Source organism: Serratia sp. JSRIV006, assembly GCF_019968685.1.
Lineage (GTDB): Bacteria > Pseudomonadota > Gammaproteobacteria > Enterobacterales > Enterobacteriaceae > Chania > Chania fonticola_B.
The window spans coordinates 2,845,792-2,864,380 of sequence record NZ_CP074137.1 but is presented as its reverse complement, the minus strand read 5'-3'; the positions used below and the strand labels follow the sequence as shown (position 1 = coordinate 2,864,380).

10 protein-coding genes and 1 pseudogene are annotated in these 18,589 nt (G+C 54.0%); 5 read left to right on the top strand and 6 right to left on the bottom strand.

All coding sequences use genetic code 11. From position 1 onward, the window contains the following. Positions 1-81: 81 nt before the first annotated feature. Positions 82-1,356 (bottom strand): arginine deiminase, encoded by a 1,275-nt coding sequence (arcA, locus tag KGP16_RS13250; protein ID WP_021177942.1) that lies wholly within the window; start codon positions 1,354-1,356, stop codon positions 82-84. 15 nt (positions 1,357-1,371) lie between these two features. Then, positions 1,372-2,901 carry an amino acid permease gene (locus KGP16_RS13245; RefSeq protein WP_218519340.1) on the bottom strand — a complete coding sequence of 510 codons (1,530 nt, stop codon included), beginning with the start codon at positions 2,899-2,901 and terminating at the stop codon, positions 1,372-1,374. 564 nt (positions 2,902-3,465) lie between these two features. On the opposite strand from KGP16_RS13245, the gene KGP16_RS13240 reads away from it, so the two are divergent. Continuing rightward, positions 3,466-4,434, top strand: a complete 969-nt coding sequence (locus KGP16_RS13240) for an acyltransferase family protein (protein ID WP_218519341.1) — start codon at positions 3,466-3,468, stop codon at positions 4,432-4,434. Here KGP16_RS13240 and KGP16_RS13235 read toward each other — a convergent pair. From KGP16_RS13235 to KGP16_RS13220, 4 genes and pseudogenes are all read right to left on the bottom strand, one after another. Further along, a complete protein-coding gene (locus tag KGP16_RS13235; protein WP_223501482.1) occupies positions 4,396-5,901 on the bottom strand; it encodes a Na+/H+ antiporter NhaC family protein in 1,506 nt (501 codons plus the stop codon). The two genes, KGP16_RS13240 and KGP16_RS13235, sit on opposite strands and share 39 nt — an antisense overlap. Before the next feature lie 111 nt (positions 5,902-6,012). Beyond that, positions 6,013-6,987, bottom strand: coding sequence for an AraC family transcriptional regulator (locus tag KGP16_RS13230; RefSeq protein WP_218519343.1), 975 nt, complete (start codon positions 6,985-6,987; stop codon positions 6,013-6,015). A 227-nt stretch (positions 6,988-7,214) separates the two neighbouring features. Further along, on the bottom strand, positions 7,215-9,569 hold the full coding sequence (locus KGP16_RS13225) for a beta-glucosidase (RefSeq protein WP_223501481.1): 2,355 nt from the start codon (positions 9,567-9,569) through the stop codon (positions 7,215-7,217). A 15-nt stretch (positions 9,570-9,584) separates the two neighbouring features. Then, a pseudogene (locus tag KGP16_RS13220) lies at positions 9,585-10,946 on the bottom strand (MFS transporter). A 281-nt stretch (positions 10,947-11,227) separates the two neighbouring features. Here KGP16_RS13220 and KGP16_RS13215 point away from each other — a divergent pair. The 4 genes from KGP16_RS13215 to KGP16_RS13200 all read left to right on the top strand — a co-directional run bounded on the left by KGP16_RS13215 (position 11,228) and on the right by KGP16_RS13200 (position 18,586). Then, entirely contained in the window at positions 11,228-12,649 is a 1,422-nt protein-coding gene (locus tag KGP16_RS13215) for an MFS transporter (RefSeq protein WP_223501480.1), read from the top strand. A gap of 100 nt (positions 12,650-12,749) precedes the next feature. Beyond that, a complete protein-coding gene (locus KGP16_RS13210) occupies positions 12,750-13,328 on the top strand; it encodes a flavin reductase family protein (protein ID WP_218520385.1) in 579 nt (192 codons plus the stop codon). A gap of 222 nt (positions 13,329-13,550) precedes the next feature. Further along, complete coding sequence (locus tag KGP16_RS13205) at positions 13,551-17,426, top strand: DUF4132 domain-containing protein (RefSeq protein WP_223501479.1); 3,876 nt, start codon at positions 13,551-13,553, stop codon at positions 17,424-17,426. A gap of 59 nt (positions 17,427-17,485) precedes the next feature. Then, the gene (locus KGP16_RS13200) at positions 17,486-18,586 is read left to right on the top strand and encodes an AAA family ATPase (protein ID WP_223501478.1); all 1,101 of its coding nucleotides are present in this window, start codon (positions 17,486-17,488) and stop codon (positions 18,584-18,586) included. The last annotated feature ends 3 nt before the right edge of the window (positions 18,587-18,589 follow it).

The window sequence follows — 18,589 nt, the reverse complement described above, 5'->3', positions numbered from 1 at the left end:
TATTCATCGCGTAGATGCGCAGTGATTTTTTCAGCATAAAAAAGGCCGGAAAATCCGGCCTTTTCCGATCACGCCTGGCGATTAGTAATCAATGGCATCGCGGATAATCGGGCAGGTCATACAGTGGCCGCCGCCACGGCCACGGCCCAGCTCACTACCGACAATCTCAATCACCTCAACCCCTTCTTTACGCAGTTGGGTATTGGTTTTGGTATTACGGTCGTAAGCCAGCACCACCCCAGGAGAGAGCGCCACCATGTTGTTGCCGCTGTCCCACTGTTGGCGTTCGGTGTCGTAGTCGTTGCCTTCGGTTTCCACCACCCGCAGTTTTTTCAGGTTCAGTGCTCCGGCAATGGCTTCAACAAAGGTGCCTTTATCGCGGCTCAGCTTCATGCCGGTTGGGCCAGAATCCGGGCGCAGCGAGAAGGTTTTGATCTGATTGACGATAGCCGGGTAGAGCGTCACTACATCGCGGTCGCAGAAGGTAAAGACCGTATCCAGGTGCATGGCGGCACGCAGTTTCGGCATGGCGGCAATCATCACTCGTTCAACGCCGGAATGTTTGTTGGCAAACAGCGCGGCGGCCAGCTGGGTGATCGCCTGATGCGAAGTACGCTCACTCATCCCAATCAGCACCGTTTTGTTGCCGATCGGCATCACGTCCCCACCTTCGAGCGTGGCGGTACCGTGGTGCACCGTTGGGTCCCCCCACCAGACGTTAACATTGGCTTCGCCAAAGTCTGGGTGGAACTTGTAGATCGCCGTGGTCAGAATGGTTTCTTCGTGACGGGCAGGCCAATACAGCGGGTTCAAGGTCACGCCGCCGTAGATCCAGCAGGTGGTATCACGGGTATATAAGGTATTCGGCAGCGGTGGCAGCAGGTATTCGGTAATGCCTACCGCTTCGCGGATCAGTTTCAGCTCTTCGTGGTCGGCATAGCCTTCTTTGGCCAGCTCGGTAGTGGAAAGGCCACCGATCAGCACCTCCGCCAACGCCCGTGGTGCCAGGCCATCAAGGAAGCTGCGGGTTTCATTCAAGATCCCCAGTGACACTTCATTAGGCACAATCTGCTGATCCAGGATCCACTTTCTGGCTTCGGGCAGCGCCAGGGTTTCAGCCAGCAGGTTGTGCATTTCCACCACGTCCACGCCGTGTTCACGCATCTTGGTCATGAAGTCAAAATGGTCACGCTTGGCGCGCTCAACCCACAGCACGTCATCAAACAACAGCTCATCACAATTACTCGGCGTTAGCCGGTTATGCGCCTTGCCAGGGGCGCAGACCATGACTTTATGTAATTTCCCTACTTCTGAATGAACACCAAACTTGGACTGCGTCTTTTTTTTAGTCGACATAATGACTTGCCTCGATCAGATTGTGATAACGCCAGTGGCAATGCTGTAGATTGCAGCAACGGCGGCGACCATAACGATTACAAAGAGCCCCATCTCGGCCGGGGTGAACACTTTTGCGTGCTGTTCACGTTTGGCCATAATGTATAGCAGCGTGCCTGGGCCATAGATGATGGCGGAGAGCAGCAGATACTTCATACCACCGGCGTACAGCATCAGCAGTGCGTAGAAGGTGGCGATCAGCGCGAAGATCAGATCCTTTTTATGATCGCGTTTGTCGGTTTCGTAGGTTTCGCCGGTCATGGCCAGCTTCAGCCCATAGGCACCCACCAACAGGTACGGGATCAGCGTCAGGGAACTGGTCAGTTCGAGCGCCAGTTGGAAGGCGTAATCACTAAACAGCGTCAGGATTAAGAACACTTGAATGGTGATGTTGGTCAGCCAGACGGCAGCAGAGGGCACCGCATTGCTGTTTTCGGTAGCGAATACTTTCGGCATACTCTTGCTTTTCGCGGCGGAAAACAGCACTTCTGCCGCCAGCAAAGACCAGGAGAGATAAGCGCCCAGTACCGAAACAATCAGGCCCACGCTGATGAAGATCGCCCCCCAGCGCCCAACGATAGCTTCCAACACGCCCGCCATCGAAGGTTGGCGCAACGCCGCCAGATCGGGACGGAGCAGCACGCCGTAAGACAGCATGGTGATCAGCACCAACAGGCACAGCACCCCGATGAACCCCAACACCGTGGCAATCCCCACGTGGCTGCGTTCTTTGGCATAGCGGGAATAGACGCTGGCACCTTCAATCCCCAGGAAGACGAATACCGTTACCAACATGGTGCTGCGCACCTGGCTGAACAGGGATTCGGGTTCCGCGGTCGGGACGATGGCGGCGGCGGCATGACCTACATAGCCGTAGTCGTTAAGGTGAGAGAGATCGCCCACGCTTGCCAAAGAGGCTGCAGAGGCTGCGGTCTCTGGTGTTCCCCAGAAGTTGAGTGCAAACACGTCACTTTTGAAGGCAAAGATCAGCACAATGATAAAGATGAGGATCGGCAGGATTTTGGCGATGGTGGCAATGGTGTTGATCGCCGCAGCGCTTTTAACCCCGCGCAGTACCAGAATGTGGAATCCCCAAAGAATGACCGAGGCAAACAACACCGCGGGAATAGTATTGCCGTCGCCAAATATCGGGAAGAAGGCCCCCAGGGTAGATTTGATCAGCACAAAGTAAGAGACGTTACCAATACAGGTCCCGGCCCAGAAGCCAAGTGCAGAGGCAAATCCTAGATAATCACCGAATCCGGCTTTGGCATAGATAAACACGCCGGAATCGAGATCGGGTTTACGTTGCGCCAGCGTTTGAAACACAAAGGCCAGCATTAACATCCCGCCGCCCGCAATACACCAGGCGATAATGGCACCAAACCCTCCCGTAGCGCGTCCAAAGGTAGCCGGTAAAGAAAATATACCGGCCCCTATCATGGAGCCCACTACCAGTGCGGTGAGTGACCATAGGGACAGTTTATTCGTTGATGAGCTCGTCATGGTTTTCCTTACTGACACCAAGTCAAATAAAGTATTGCGTAATTAAAGGATAACGTTACCAACCGACTTACGATTAAATCATAGTCATAACCGGCAAATTTTCCTGTCGCAAATAACTTTTTTCTTCAACATCAGCACTGTTGATTCCGATTGTAGGTGAAATGCTGTCGCCTGACGGAATAAAAAACCAATCACGAGAATATTCTTGATTAACAATCCTTTAAAGCTAATGAAATTAATGATAATGCTTTATTTTGGCGGGTTGTAACTTGCAGATATGATTGTATTTGTCATTTTTTTAAATAAAATCAATCACATAATAAAAAGTAGCGGGTTGTTACTGGCTTGGGGGCAATGTATTTCAAGCATAAAAATGCAGGTTGTATAAAAATAGTTAATATATCAAAACCTGTCTATCGGATTCTAGGAAAACTCCTATGATATGAGTAGTCATTCGGATCATGGTTAAAGATGCGCGTTGTGCAGTGAGTGTTAATGTACTAAGATTATTTTTATAAAAAACAGTAGGGTGTGTCACGTCAACCCGGTGATGGATGGAAAACCATGATCAACAATGTCAGCCAGCAGGCATTAAAGAGTTTAAGTTGTTTTGCCGCCGTCACCTTCTTCTCGACCAGCCAAATGTGTGCCTTCGAGTGTTTCCTCCATGCGAATACCATGGGCGTATTGTACTTTGTATCTATTATCGCCAAGCCGTTGTTTTTTATCATTATCGGTTATATGGATGAGGTGGAGAAACTCACCAGACAAGAAATCATGGTGAAAATAAAATCCATTATCCTGATCATGATTTTCTGGAACATTGTTTCATCCTTGATCAAAACCCAATACATTCATCAGGGATATATTCTACAAAATGGCATATTACTCAACATGGGGATCATCTATTTAATTTACCCCATCATCCTTAAGGGTATTAAACATTTGAAAATCACTGCGGCCGTGTTTGCCGGGCTGGTTGCCGTTATTGCCCTGTTGGACATTTTCAGCCCGTTGGATACCCAAGATGACCCGCTGTTTATCTCCAGTTATTCGTTTATTTGGGTCTGGGGCGGCTACTACATTATTGGCCATGTGCTGGGGGAAGCACCGGGTCGCAGGTTCACCAAAAAACCCAGCGTGCAGTGGGCCGCCAGGCTGCTGGTGATCCCCATCGGTATCTCCATGTATTTCTACGAACTTTACCTATCAACCCATACCCAGATCAGCGTCGCCGGCTGGTTTGTATTGGAGCACTTGCACCTGTTGGGCATGAGCCTGGCGCTGTTTATCCTGTTTGATAATATCGCCATCAAGAGCCGATTGCTTACCCGCGTCGTGGAGTTTATCAGCCCAGCGATGGTGGGCGTCTATATCGTTCACTACAGCGTGTTCTATTTCATTACTACGCTGTATGACTTTAATGACGCCACGCTTAAATTTACCTTACTGGTCCTGGTTTTTGTGGCCTCGGTATTGGTTTCACGGTTGTTGTTACTCAACCGCTTTACGGCTCGGATTATCTCCTTCTGACGGGGCAGCCACCGAGATATGGCGAATATTAAAGCCGGTGATGCCTAGTGCCAGAGTGATCAGCGGTGCGGCAATATTAAAGATGGCAAACGGCATGTAGGCCATGGTCGAGACACCCAGTACCGCAGCCATATAAGCGCCGCAGGAGTTCCAGGGGATCAGCGGTGAGGTGACAATCCCGGCATCCGAAACGATGCGCGACAGGTTCTCAGGGGCCAGCCCCCGCTTGGCAAATTCGGCACGGTACAGCCGGGTAGGTAGCAGCAGCGCAATATACTGATCGCCCGCGGCAATATTCAGCCCAATCGCGGTAGCAACCACCGAGGTAAACAGCTTGCCCACGGTTCTGGCCCGCAGCAGCAGCGGCGTAACCAGTTTGTTCAGCAGGCCGAAGTCATCCACCATAATACCAAACGTCACCGCGCCGATAATCAGCCAGATCGTAAACAACATGCTGTCCATACCGCCGCGTGACAGCAGGGCATCAATCTGTTCTATACCTGAGTTCTCCTGGAAGCCGGTCGCCATCGCCAGCCAGGCCGCCTTGATGGCCAACAGCGGGCTGGCAAGACCGGGTTCGACAATAAAGCGTTCGATCACCTGCGGTTGCATAAAGGACGTCATGATCCCCGCCATCAAGGCCGAGCACATGATGGCTAACGGGGCGGGCACCTTGGCTACCGATAATGCCAACAGGAAAACCAGCGGCAACAGGTTCCACGGGGTGATGTGGAACAGTTCGTTAAAACGGGTCAGTTCGTTGTTGGTGATGGTGGCATCAAAGGCACTGTGCTGATTTAGCCCTAACAGAATAAAACCGATCAGGGCAATGACCGCCGCCGGAATGGTGGTCCAAAGCTGGGCGCGAATATGTTTATACAATTCGACGCCGTTGAGCTGAGCGGCCAATACGGTACTTTCAGACAGCGGCGAGATCTTGTCACCCACGTAAGCCCCGGAAATTACGGCACCAGCCGTAATTTCTGGTGATATCCCCAGCATATTGGCCAGCCCAACCAACCCGACTCCCAAGGTGCCCGCCGTGGTCCAGGAGCTGCCAATACTTAAAGAGACGCCAACGCAGACCAAAAAGGCTATCGGGTAGAACCAGTTGGGGGTGATCATGATAATGCCGTAATACACCATGGTAGGAATGGTGCCGGACATGTTCCAGGTGCCAATCAGCGCCCCAACGGAAAACAGGATAAAAATGGCCCCCGAGATGGTGGCAATACCTTTGCGGCCAGACTCGGAAACCTCCTCCCAGCTATGGCCATTCTTCAGGATGACCATAGCGGTGATCATGGTGCTTAGGATGATGGCCACCTGCAAAGGACCGTTGACGGCTTCAAGTCCAAACAGAGCAACGGAAGATCCGACCAGCAAAATCAACGTCACTATCGGCAGTAGAGCATCCAGATAGCTTGGGGCTTTAACAGGGCGGGGAGTTTTAGCTGATTTGCTCATGGGCACGGCTCCACAGACAGTTAAGACAGGACAGTTCAGGCAACGGCGATACCTGCGGTAGCTACTGCGGTAAGTATAGCCATGGGCGGCATAGGGCAATGATTATTTTAATTATTGCGGGTCAGCGTTGAAGCTTTGTAAACGTGCAACGATCTGCCGATCCAGTGGCAGACAGCGGAAATCGGTCATGATCTGCAGCTCTGCCGCCGAATTGATGGCGGTAAGGTAGCTTTTTCGGAACTCGGTTGGCGTCATGCGGCAATATTTGTTAAAGGCAAAAATCAGCTGTTTATGGCCGCTGAAACCGCAGGTGTAGCTGATGTCGGTGATCGGGATATTGGTGTCTTTCAGCAGCAGTTTGGCCTTATTAATTCTGATCATGGTCAGATATTCTTTAAAATTGTAGCCGCTGATCTTTTTGAAGATACGGGAAAAGTGGTGGTAGCTGACGCCAGCGTGCTCGGCAATGGTGGCCAGGTTGAGCTCATCGTCAAAATGCTGGTTGATAAACTCAATACCGTATTTGACCAACTGTTGGTCTTTTTTCCTGACGCCAACCTGCTGTTGATCTGCCTGGTTTGGCGCTGCGGCGGCAAGCGTGCCCAACAGATGATAAACCAGGGCAATGCGGGTAAACGAGGGGGGTGCGGTGACCAGGTTATCGAGCAGGGCGATCACGGCATTGCTAATTTGCCGCTCTGTTGCGCGGTCGCCCTGATTAAATATCAGCGGGGCCGGATGGGTTTCATCAAACAGATGGGGGGAAAACTGGATGGTCAGCAGTTGGCTGTTTGGGGCGCGAGCTTCAAGAGAATGAATTTCATCCGGGTTGATATACAACATGCTGCCCGCACTGGCTACCGAGGTGGCATGGCCTAGGGTCACGGAAAACTCGCCGGACAAGATGCAGATCAGCTCAGGGGCAGAGTGCCAATGGGGTTCGCAGTAGTAAACCTCGGCGGCGAAAACGTTGAGCTTTTCGGCGTCAAACGAGATCAGTTCATAGCCGCTGCCCTCATGGATCGCTGCTTGCGCCTGCGGATGGGATTGCGGCTTGGGTTGCCGGGTGACAGAGAAAGGAAACATCGGCTTATTTATCCCCAGAGGCTGGTGATGAAAATACGGGGGTGGGATCTTTCTCCCTCACCCTAACCCTCTCCCCAAGGAGAGGGGACAGCCCGTGCCACCGTGTGATCCCTGTGTTCAACCTTTGCATCGAACCAACACCTCATACCTATCGCTCTTAACCAAATTACATCACCGTACCAGCTCCCTCTCCCTGTGGGAGAGGGTTGGGGTGAGGGGCTGGCGGCTCAATGGCTCCCAGCAGGCTCCGCTAATACAGCCTCCAACTCCTGCTGAGTAATAGCAATAGCCAGGAACTCCGTCAGGGCGATAAACAGGCCGCAGAACAGATCCGGAGCAATCGCGATGAGCTTTTCGCGCATCAGCGCCTCCGGCATGCCGTTTTTGCTGACCAATAACTTCACCACGCGGTCAAAAGCCGGCGGGGTAGCGATCAGCTGTTGCAACGAATTATCCACCTTTAGCGGTAAATAATAGGGCTTGGCGCACAGCTTGACCACCGTGCTCAGTGCAATATCCCGCGAAGAACGCGCTACGTGAAGCTGGTACTCGCCAGGATCGACCACCCAAGCGGCCATGCCTGGATGGAAACAGGCAAAGTCCGGCCATTCGAGCGTCATAGTCACCATTTTGCTTTCACCCGCCTCAAGGTGCACTTTGGCAAAGGCTTTCAACGCCAGGACTTCACGTGCCAGATCTCCCTGCGGTGCAGTCAGGTAAAGCTGTACGATCTCTTTACCGGCCCGATCGCCACGGTTGGTCACCTCAACGCTGACGGTTAAGGGCTGCCCCTCCTCAAGTTCCGTGACCGAAGTCGCCAGCTTGGCATAGCTAAACTGGCTATAGCTCAGGCCAAAACCGAATGGGAACTGCGGCGTCAGCTTACGTCGGTCGTAGTAGCGATATCCGACATACAGCCCTTCGCTGTAGTGATGGCGCAGGTTTTCACCTGGGTAATCGAGCCAGGCCGGAGTTTCTTCCAGAGTGTTAGGCACCGTAACCGTCAGCTTGCCACAGGGGTTGGCCCGGCCAAATAGAATATCCGCCACCGCACGGCCCATGCCCTGGCCCGCAAAGAAGGTCTCCAGCAGGGCTTTGCAGTCTGATAGCCAAGGCATCACCACCGCATCGCTGTTAGCCAAAACGACCACCACATTAGGCTGCCGTTTGGCTACCGCACGGATCAGCGCTTCATGGCTAGGCAAGATATTCAGATCCCGGCGATCGCCGTTTTCGCCATCTTCGCCAATGGCAGTGCTGACGAACACCACGGCAACGTCCGCCTTGCTGGCTAGCTCAACCGCATGTGCCTGCGCTTGCGGGTCGACGTGATTATCATCGGGTGTGCCGATGGCATAATCGATCTGGAAGTCGTTACCAGCCACCTCGAAAATTTCATCCAGCGGACGATCGAGCATGTAAGGCACGGTGGTAGCACAGCCCGAACCCTGGATCACCGGCTCCTGCGCCGGTTTACCCAATACGGCGATGGTGGTTTTCTTGCCGGCTTGCAGCGGCAGGATATTCCCTTCGTTTTTCAATAACACCATCGATTCGACAGCCAACTGTTGTGCCAAGCGATGATGTTGCGGGTAATCGGCCTTGGTGCCCGGCTTGCGGTGGCGCTGCACCTTGTCGAGCAGGGTTAACATCCGCAAGCAGGCAGTATCGAGAACCTCTGTAGGGATCTCTCCGCGTTCGATCGCCTGCAACAGCTCCTGTTTATCACGCTGGGTTTCCGGCATGGCCAAATCGTTACCCGCCAGCAAAGAAGCGGGGCGGTCTTTGATGCCGTACCAGTCGGACATCACCAGCCCATCATAACGCCACTCATTGCGCAGTACCTCGGTCAGCAACCAGTGGTGTTGCGAGGTTTGCACGCCATTGAGCCGGTTATAGGACGACATCACCGTCCAGGGGTTGGATTTGTCGATTGCCCGCTTGAATCCCGAGAGGTAAATCTCCCGCAGCGCCCGTTCTTCCACCACCGAATCCATTTCGGTACGGCGGTATTCTGAGTTGTTGGCGGCAAAGTGCTTCAGGCTGGCACCCACGCCACCGTCCTGCAGTCCGTTGATCAGAGCTGCGGCCACGTCACCGCTGACCACCGGATCTTCCGAGTAATATTCATAGCCACGGCCTGCCAAAGGCGTGCGACGAATATTGATCCCCGGCCCAAGCAGAATCCCTACGCCCATCTCCTGGCACTCTTTGGCCAACGCCTCACCCATTTGGTACACCAGATCCACGTCCCAACTGCAGGCGAGGGTTGAACCATTCGGGAAGCAGGTGGCCGGTTTGGATTTGCTGAACAGCGCCTCAGAGCCACCTTTTTGTTCTTCCTGCTCTACCTCGCCTGCGCTTTGGCCAATCACGGCGAGGAAATCGCTAATGTGCCAATTTTCCCCCTGTTCGATCTGGCTGGTGCTGTAACGGACGCCGTAGGTGCCATCCGTCATCACAATGTCGCTAATGCCATGCTGCGGGAAACTGGCTGTGCGCCACAAACCGCTACCGCTGAGCAGCGCCACTTTCTCTTCGGCAGTCATGGCGGCAATGATGGCGTGGAAATCTTTTTTCATAGGGATACCTGCTGGTTACTGCGCGCTCGCTTTGCGCAATTCAATGTCTTTGATGATATTTCGGTAGGTGTGCTCATCCAACTGGTAGAAGAAGATAAACAGCATCCCCAGGGCAAACATCAGGCCGGGGAACAGCGTCATCATCATATTGATGCCGTTGAGCGCGTTGGCGCTGATATGCTCGGACGAATAGTCAAAGTAATCGAGCATCAAGCCGGCACAGCCGCCGCCAATCGCCATGGCAATTTTGGTGATGAAATTAAAGAAGCCATAAATTGCCCCTTCGGTACGTACGCCGTGTTTCCATTCGGCATACTCAACGGTATCGGCAATCATCGACCACATCGCGACAAAGCCCATCCCCAGAGTAATGCTGTACAGGCACACGCCGGTCATAATCAGGTAGGCGTTATCTCCTGCCAGGAAGTATTGGAACAGCAAGCCGACAATCCCGATCAGCAGCCCCAACTGGACCATTTTCTTTTTGCCCATCAGGCTGATGATTTTTTCTGAAATCACCGTCCCCACCACATAGGCCGCAGATTGGATGATGAAGAATTTGGCGGTAAAGCTTTCATCCCCCAGGGTGTATTTGATGAAGTAGATCGCAATGGCCATCCATACCGTATAGGCGATATAGAAAAACACCGTGAACAGGGAAAGATGGATTAACGGCAGGTTGCCGGAAACGGCGGTGATCATCTCTTTAAGCGTGGGAGCCTGTTGATCTGGCGGGCTTTTCACCCGCTCTTTGGTCATGCCAAAGCAGGCCAGGAAGAAAAAGGTGGCCAACAGGCTAAAGCAGCTGACGGCAAACACATAGCCCATCTTCTGATCGGTAAACTGTGAAATCAGCATGTCGGCAGTGGTCGAGACAATCAAGTAACCCACGATGGCCAACACAAAGCGGTAAACCGACAGCGAAGCCCGCGAGCCTTCGTGCTGAGTCAGCATATTGGTCATGGCCGAATAGGGCGTGTTGACCGCCGTGTAGGCCAGGCAATAGAGGGTTTAGGTGATCAGCGCGTAATAAAATTTATAGTCACTGTCGAAGGTGCTGAAACACAGGACCGTCAAGATCCCCAAGGGCACCGCGCCGTACAGCAGGTAAGGGCGCAGCTTGCCGTGCCGGGTTTGGGTTTTATCAATAAAGTAACCGACAAAAATATTAAAAATCGCATCCAGTACACGGGCGATCACAAAGATCAGGCTCGCCTGTACCGCGCTGATGCCGTAAATATTGGTATAAAAAAACAGTAAGAACAGGGAGACAAAGCCAAACGATAGGTTGGAGGCCAGATCGCCGAAGCCATAGCCCATCTTTTCCCGTACGCCGACCTTCACATAACTGTCTGAGACGATTTCTGTTGTTTTCATTTTACTTACTCACTCAGGTTGATTCGCCTTGAGTATACCGAGAGCGCCAAGAGTGGCTTGCCAGCGGTTGTTTATACAGTTCCTATTTTTTGCTCGCCCCCGGCTTTGTCACGGAGTTGTGAGAATGCTCACAGGTATTGCTAAATCGAACATGTTCTATCGTAGGACGCACGCTCTTACACATGGCGTTTAGTGCACTTATAAACTGCATACCCTGCGTCTTCCGCCATGTCATGGTTTGCCCTAGGCTGACTGAAAATTTACTCAGGAGCCCAACCACCATGAAAACCGACGCACCAAACGTCCTATCTCTTTCACCCTCAGCCCTGCGTGGCGGGTTAATCAGCCTGGCCTTGCCAACGCTGCTTTCCTCGCTAGGCAGCAGCATCACCAACGTCAGCCTACCCACATTAGCGCAGGTGTTCGGCGCTTCGTTTCAAGATGTGCAGTGGGTGGTGATCGCCTATCTGCTGGCGATCACCACGCTAATTGTGGGCGTCGGGCGGTTGGGGGATATCATCAGCCGTCGCAAGTTGTTACTGGTCGGACTGGGCCTGTTGATGCTCGCCTCGCTGGGTTGTGCTGTCGCTCCGACCATCTGGTGGCTGATTGCGGCCCGCGTTGCGCAAGGGGTAGGGGGAGCAGTGATGATGGCCATCACCTTGGCGCTAGTTGGTGAAACCATCAGCAAGGATAAGGTCGGACGGGCTATGGGGTTGCTTGGCACCTTGTCCGCAGTGGGGACCGCGCTTGGCCCTACGCTGGGTGGCGTTTTGATTGCCGGGTTCGGCTGGCAGTCAATTTTCCTGATCAACCTGCCGCTGGGGGGCGTTGCGCTATTTTGCGTTTATCGCTATCTCCCGCAAACCGATCCGCAGCAGGTAACAAAACAGAGGAGCTTTGATTTCGTTGGAATGGCCTTGCTCGGTTTGACGCTGGCGCTATTTTCGCTGGCCATGACGTTAGGGCACGACCATTTCGGCTCGCTCAATAGCCTGCTGCTGTTGGGAACCGCCGTTGCGGCCAGCGCGTTCGTCTGGGTTGAGAGAAAAGTGGCAAGCCCGCTGGTCCAACTGGCCCTGCTGCGTCAGCCAATCCTGAACAGCGGCCTGCTAACCAATATGCTGGTGAGTACGGTGATCATGACGTCCTTCGTGGTAGGGCCGTTCTATCTTGCACACGGGCTAGAGTTAGCGCCACAGCAGGTTGGCTTGGTAATGTCCGCCGGGCCGCTGATCGCCGCATTGGCGGGTGTGCCATCGGGATATCTGGTCGACCGCTTCGGAGCACCGCGGATGATTAGCCTGGGATTACTTGGAGTTTGCCTGGGAGCATTAACCTTATCGATGGTGTCAGCCAGGCAGGGCGTTTTGGGCTATATCTTGCCGATCTGCCTGATCACCGCAGGCTATGCCTTGTTCCAGGCGGCCAACAACACGGCGGTGATGAAACAGGTTAACATCGAGCGGCGTGGGGTGGCTTCCGGTCTGTTAAATCTGGCGCGCAACCTTGGCTTTATCATCGGGGCTTCCGCCATGGGGGGCATATTCGCCTTGGCCTCGGCAGCCAGCGATATACGGTTGGGGAGCGCGGCAGGTTTACAGCTGACCTATCTGGTGGCCGCCGTTTTAGCGGGGCTCGGGTTGTTGATGGCGCTGTGGAGCCAGTTTTATTGCAAGGGGCAGCCTGCCACGCAAGAGTGACGTTGTCACACATTCTGCTGCCACTAACATCTCTTTCACAATAGTTCGCGGCTGCGCTACGATAATGTATCTGGCCCAGACTAACGTTAAGAGAGAAATGATGAACCAACCAATTGCCACCGTGGCCTTGGAAAAGGCCTATCGTTTGCTTAACCACGGCCCAACGGTGTTGGTATCCGCAGGCCACGACGGTGTTATTGACGTGATGGCCGCCGCCTGGGCCTGTGCGCTGGACTTCTCGCCGCCGAAGCTGACGGTTGTGCTGGACAAGATGACCAAAACCCGTGAGCTGATCGAGCAAAGTGGGTGCTTTGTGATCCAGATACCCACTGCGGCTCAGCTACAGCTGACCTATGAGGTCGGTAACCGCAGCCTGCATACCGAACCCGACAAACTGGCAAACTGTGGCGTCGAGTTGTTCAGCTTTGACGATCGGCCACTGCCTTTTGTGGCCGGATGCTCCGCCTGGCTGGCGTGTCGGCTGATCCCGGAGCCCCATAATCAGCAGGCCCACGATCTGTTTATTGGCGAAGTGACCGGTGCCTGGTCCGATACGCGGGTATTTAAAGATGGCCACTGGCATTTTGACACCGCCGAACCAGCACTGCGAAGCCTGCACTATATTGCCGGCGGGCAGTTCTACGCCATCGGTGAATCACTGATGGCCAAGGTGAAGTGACCCTTGCGAGAGGCATTAACAACGATTAAGCGGGTCATACAGTTGCACTGTTATCTTTAAGAGGGGCCGTGGGCGCAGCATGTGTGCGCATCGCTTTGTCATCAATCTTACCGCATGGCGTTTTTCCCAAATTCCATGCGGTCCCTCTATTCATAGCCTAAATATCTGATAACTTAATCCCACGCGTTATTTTATGGAAAATTGATCCCCAGGGAGACAGCGGTGCGTCATTTCGAATTCAAAGATGATAAATCAAACAAATTTTGGCAAATCGAGCAGTCGGACAGTGACTTAAACCTGCGCTGGGGCAAGATTGGTACGCAAGGGCAAAGCCAGACCAAGAGTTTTGATAACGAAGCCAAGGCCTCGGCTGCCATGACCAAGCTGGTGAAGGAAAAAACCGGCAAAGGCTACGTTGAAATCGCCGTTGATGAAAACGCCACGATTGGCGCCACAGCGCCAAAACCAAAGGTCGAACCAGCAGAAAAACCCCGCGCTGAGTCCATAAGCGATACCCCAGCAGAAAGTGCGCCTCCGGTCTCTGCTGCCACCATACTCTCGCAATCCGTGACCTCTTCGGACATCGCTAAACCTGCGGGCGAAACACCACCGTGGTTAGCCAATGGTGAACCGATTTCCTTACCGAAGAATTTAAGCGTTCAGGCATTGGCCAACCGCGCGCATCCGGGCGAAAAGCCAGAGCTAAACGATAAGCAGAGCTGGATCAAGCTTCGCAACCACCTCTATAAAAGTGACGATTTTCAGACTGACTTTGACTCTTCGTCTGCGGAGTTGCGCCAGACTTATGTTGCAAGCTGGCAACGGTTGGCCGATCAGCAGATGGACGGCACCATTGAGTCAGATGCGGTGTTGTTTGCCCTGGCATGCAATGCCGGTAGCAACCGTTATTACGGCGATAACAAGACAGATATCACCGACTTTTTAGTGGCCAGAAAGGGATTGCCGTACGCGATTGATGTGCTGTTACTGGCGCAAGGTATCTGTGTTGAATCAAACTGGGATAGTGATGCGCAAAAGCACAGTTACTACCTCAATACAGATATCGTAGATCCGCTAAGCGGTTCGTGGATGTCCCCTTATAGCTGCGCTGAGTTGCATTTCCGTAAGTTCCTGGCTTGTGCCGATGAGGCCGAATGGCAGATTTGCGTGGATAAACTGCTCGCGGGCTTGCCGCAGTTGCATGTCAGCCGCCAGCCGTTAATTGCTCTGTTGTTGCCTGAGCGCCCGGATATCGCCAACCGATTAGCCAGTGAGTTGCTTCAACAGGGGGATAGTGACGTCACGCCATGGCTACAGTTGGTCGCCACCGACGAGGCTGTCCTGAAGTCTTTAGGCGTAATGAGCCGCTCTACCTATCGTCATGCGGCATTCCTTAACTGTGAATTTAGTATCGCTACGCTGATTGCAGAGCGCGGCGTTAACGCGGTGCCAATCCTGGCCTACCAACCGGAAATAACCCTTACCGGTGATGCTCTGGCCTGTATTGGCACGCCAGCAGCAATTACCGCGCTGGCACAGGTTTCCGGCCAGGGTAAAGCGTTTCTGGCGCGGTTTATCGACGCCGCGCACCGCTGGCCGTTGGCATCGATCCCGGCGCTTGCCGAGCTGTTGGCCTCTAACAATAAAGACAGCGGCATGCTGAGCGCTTGCTTGAGCAATCTGCTGCTGGCCAATCCTGAGCAAGTGGCCCAGTTGCTTCCCTGGATGAGCGGGGCCGCGCAAGCCCAGGTGCAAGATTTGATTGCCCGCGTATCTGGCCCGGTTGAATTGGCCGATGAGGCTGATTTACCCCTGGTGCTGGTCAGCCCGCCTTGGCTACAGAAAAAGAAAAAACGCGAAGCGGCAGTCCTGGTACTTGAGCCACAGGTACTGGCACCGGTACTCGATTTAACCGATGAAGAGAAAAAACGGTGGTTAGCGCTGAATGGCTGGGAAGAAAAACGCTATCAGGCTGCCGCAAAAAATATGAATACGCTGGCCAATGAGCTGGGTTTCCAGATTTATCAATCAGGTAACAGAAAGAGCCAGAACGAAACGGCAGCCATTGCCATCAGAAACCGCGATACCCAAGGCCTGATCGATGCCTGGAAGGCTCAGCTTGAACAAACCAGTTGGTCAAACTTTAGTATGCGCTTTACCTCGCTGTTGCCCGATGAGATGGCACTGGCGTTATGGAGCAGTTTATCTACTCACCAATGTAGCGGTGAGGAGTATATGGTGGCCAAATTTGGTGAAGCGGCGCTACCTGGCCTGATCAACGCGGTGCGCTCTCGCCCAACAGAACTGACCAATGTCTGGGGCCACGTGGGCGCCAGCGAATTGGCCCCGCTGATTGCCCGTGCCTACCTCAAGCTGAAAACGCTGCGTAGCGAAGCCCAACAGTGGCTGTGTAAATATCCGCACCATAGCGCTATCGGCCTGATCCCTGCGGCATTAGGCAAAAAAGGGGAAGCCAAAGATTGTGCTACCTCGGCGTTACGGATGCTGGCCACGCAGGGGCACGAAGCGTTGATTATGCAGACCGGTGAGGCTTACGGCGATCCAGAGGTAACCGACGCACTGCGCGCTATGTTGGATGAAGATCCGCTCGATCGCTTCCCGAGTAAAATCAGCAAATCTCCTGACTTTTATCAACCCGCTGGCTGGCGGCGTCCGTTACTCAAAGCGAGTAAAAAAGCCCTGCCGGACAGCGCGCTGGAACATTTAGGTACCATGCTGCGTTTCCCGGTCAGTGAGGGGCTGTATGAAGGGATCAATCAGGTAAAACAGGCTTGCGATCCAGACTCACTGGCGGACTTTGCCTGGGATATGTTCTCAGCATGGTTATTTGCTGCAGCGCCGTCAAAAGAGGGCTGGGCCTTTATGTCTCTCGGCCTGTTTGGTACCGATGACACCGCACGCAAGCTCACGCCGTTTATTCGTGCCTGGCCGGGAGAGGCTCAGCACCAGCGGGCGGTTAACGGCCTGGAAGTGCTGAATCAGATTGGTTCCGACGTGGCGCTGATGCTGCTGAACGGTATCGCGCAGAAGGTCAAATTTAAAGGCTTACAGGATCGGGCGCGGGAAAAGATTGCGGCCATTGCCGAAGCCCGCGAGTTAACCATTGAGGAGTTGGAGGATCGTTTAGCGCCGGATTTAGGGCTGGATGAAAACGGCTCGCTGCGGCTGAACTTTGGCGATCGCCAGTTTACCGTCAGCTTCGATGAAACCCTGAAACCGTTCGTGCGCGATATGGATGGCACCCGCCTGAAAGACCTGCCGAAGCCGAAAAAGACCGACAATCAGGAACTGGCCAATGAAGCGGTGAACATCTTCAAGCTGCTGAAAAAAGATGCCCGCACCGTGGCCGCCCAGCAAGTGGTGCGCCTGGAAATTGCCATGTGCCAGCGTCGCCGCTGGACACCTGAGCTGTTCGAACTGTTCTTGGTGCGCCATCCGCTGGTTCGCCACTTGGTGCAACGCCTGGCTTGGGGCGTCTATCTGGTGGACGATGATTCTACACACGGCGGCAAATTGGTGGACTGTTTCCGCGTTGCCGAAGACGGCAGCCTGACCACCGCAGAGGATGATGAATACACCTTGCCGCAGGGCGATAACGTGCGCGTTGGTATTCCGCACGCGTTGGAGTTGCCTGAGCACCAGGCGGCAGGTTTCGGCCAGCTGTTTGCCGACTATGAGCTGTTGCAACCGTTCGTGCAGTTAGGCCGTGATACTTACAGCCTGACCGAACAAGAGCGGGAAAGCCGTGAGCTGCTGCGCTGGAAAGGGGCCGTAGTCCCCACTGGTCGTATTCTTGGGCTGGCTAACAAAGGCTGGCGCCGTGGCGATGCCCAGGACGGCGGCGCGATCATGGACTTTATCAAACCCATCGATCGCCGGTTAGGGTTTAGCCTGTCCTTTGAACCCTGCATTATCGTGGGCATGGTCGATGAATACCCTGAACAGACGCTGGAGACGGTGGTGATCGACGACGGCCAGTATTACTGGCAGCGAACCGAAGAACGCAAACCGTTCACTATTGTGGATGACATCGTCATCAGCGAACTGATCCGCGATATGGAAGCCCTGCGCGCCTAAGCTTGCCTTGATCCCGACGTATGTCGGGATCGTACCGCCTACCAAGAGAATCCATCCCTATGTCTGAACAACAAAAAATGCAGCGGCCACCAGCGGAAGTTCAATACGCAGAACAACTTGCCCTGTTGGCTGAATTGGATAACCAACCGCGCCCGCCGGGCTGGGCACTGAGCCTGAATGCCGCCCGGCGCTTTATTCTGGGTGACGAAAAGTTGGGCATTGAGCGCAAAATCGTTGCCGACGTGGCCTCGATTGAGCGGATGCTGGTGACGCTGGCGACTGGCCGCGGCCTGATGTTGGTCGGTGAGCCGGGCACCGCCAAATCCATGCTGTCTGAACTGCTGGCGACCGCCATTTCTGGCACCTCCAGCCTGACGATCCAGGGCGGGGCATCGATTACCGAAGATCAGATCAAGTATTCATGGAACTACGCCATGCTGATTAACGAAGGGCCCTCGTTGAAAGCGCTGGTTCCGGCACCGCTTTATCAAGGCATGCGCGACGGCAAAATCGTGCGTTTTGAAGAGATCACTCGTGCGCCGTTGGAAGTGCAGGACTGCCTGCTGGGCATGTTGTCCGATCGCGTGATGACCATCCCCGAGCTGAATGATGACCATAACCTGCTGTATGCGCAGGAAGGGTTCAACATTATCGGTACTGCCAACACCCGTGACCGCGGCGTGAACGAAATGAGTGCCGCCCTGAAGCGCCGCTTTGATTTTGAGACCGTATTTCCGATCATGGACTTCCAACAGGAACTGGATTTGGTGGCTACGGCCTCCAACCGGCTGTTGGAAAAGAGCGCCATTCCTCATACCGTCCCCGTTGAGGTGCTGGAACTGCTGGTCACCACCTTCCGCGATCTGCGCGGCGGTGAGAAATCAGCGGGTAAAGGCGGCGACAGCGCCATGGATCGGTTAACCGCCGTGATGTCGACCGCCGAGGCGGTGAACGTAGCCCATGCGGTGGGAGTGCGGGCGTGGTTTCTTGAACAACGCAGCGGTGAGCCTACCGATCTGGTGGAGTGTATCGCCGGGACGGTGGTCAAAGACAATGCGGACGATCGAGCAAAACTCAGGCGCTATTTTGAGCAGAAGGTCGCGAAAAAGCCCGGCAACCACTGGCGAGCCTATTACCAAGCCAGACACCGTTTGCCTTAAAGG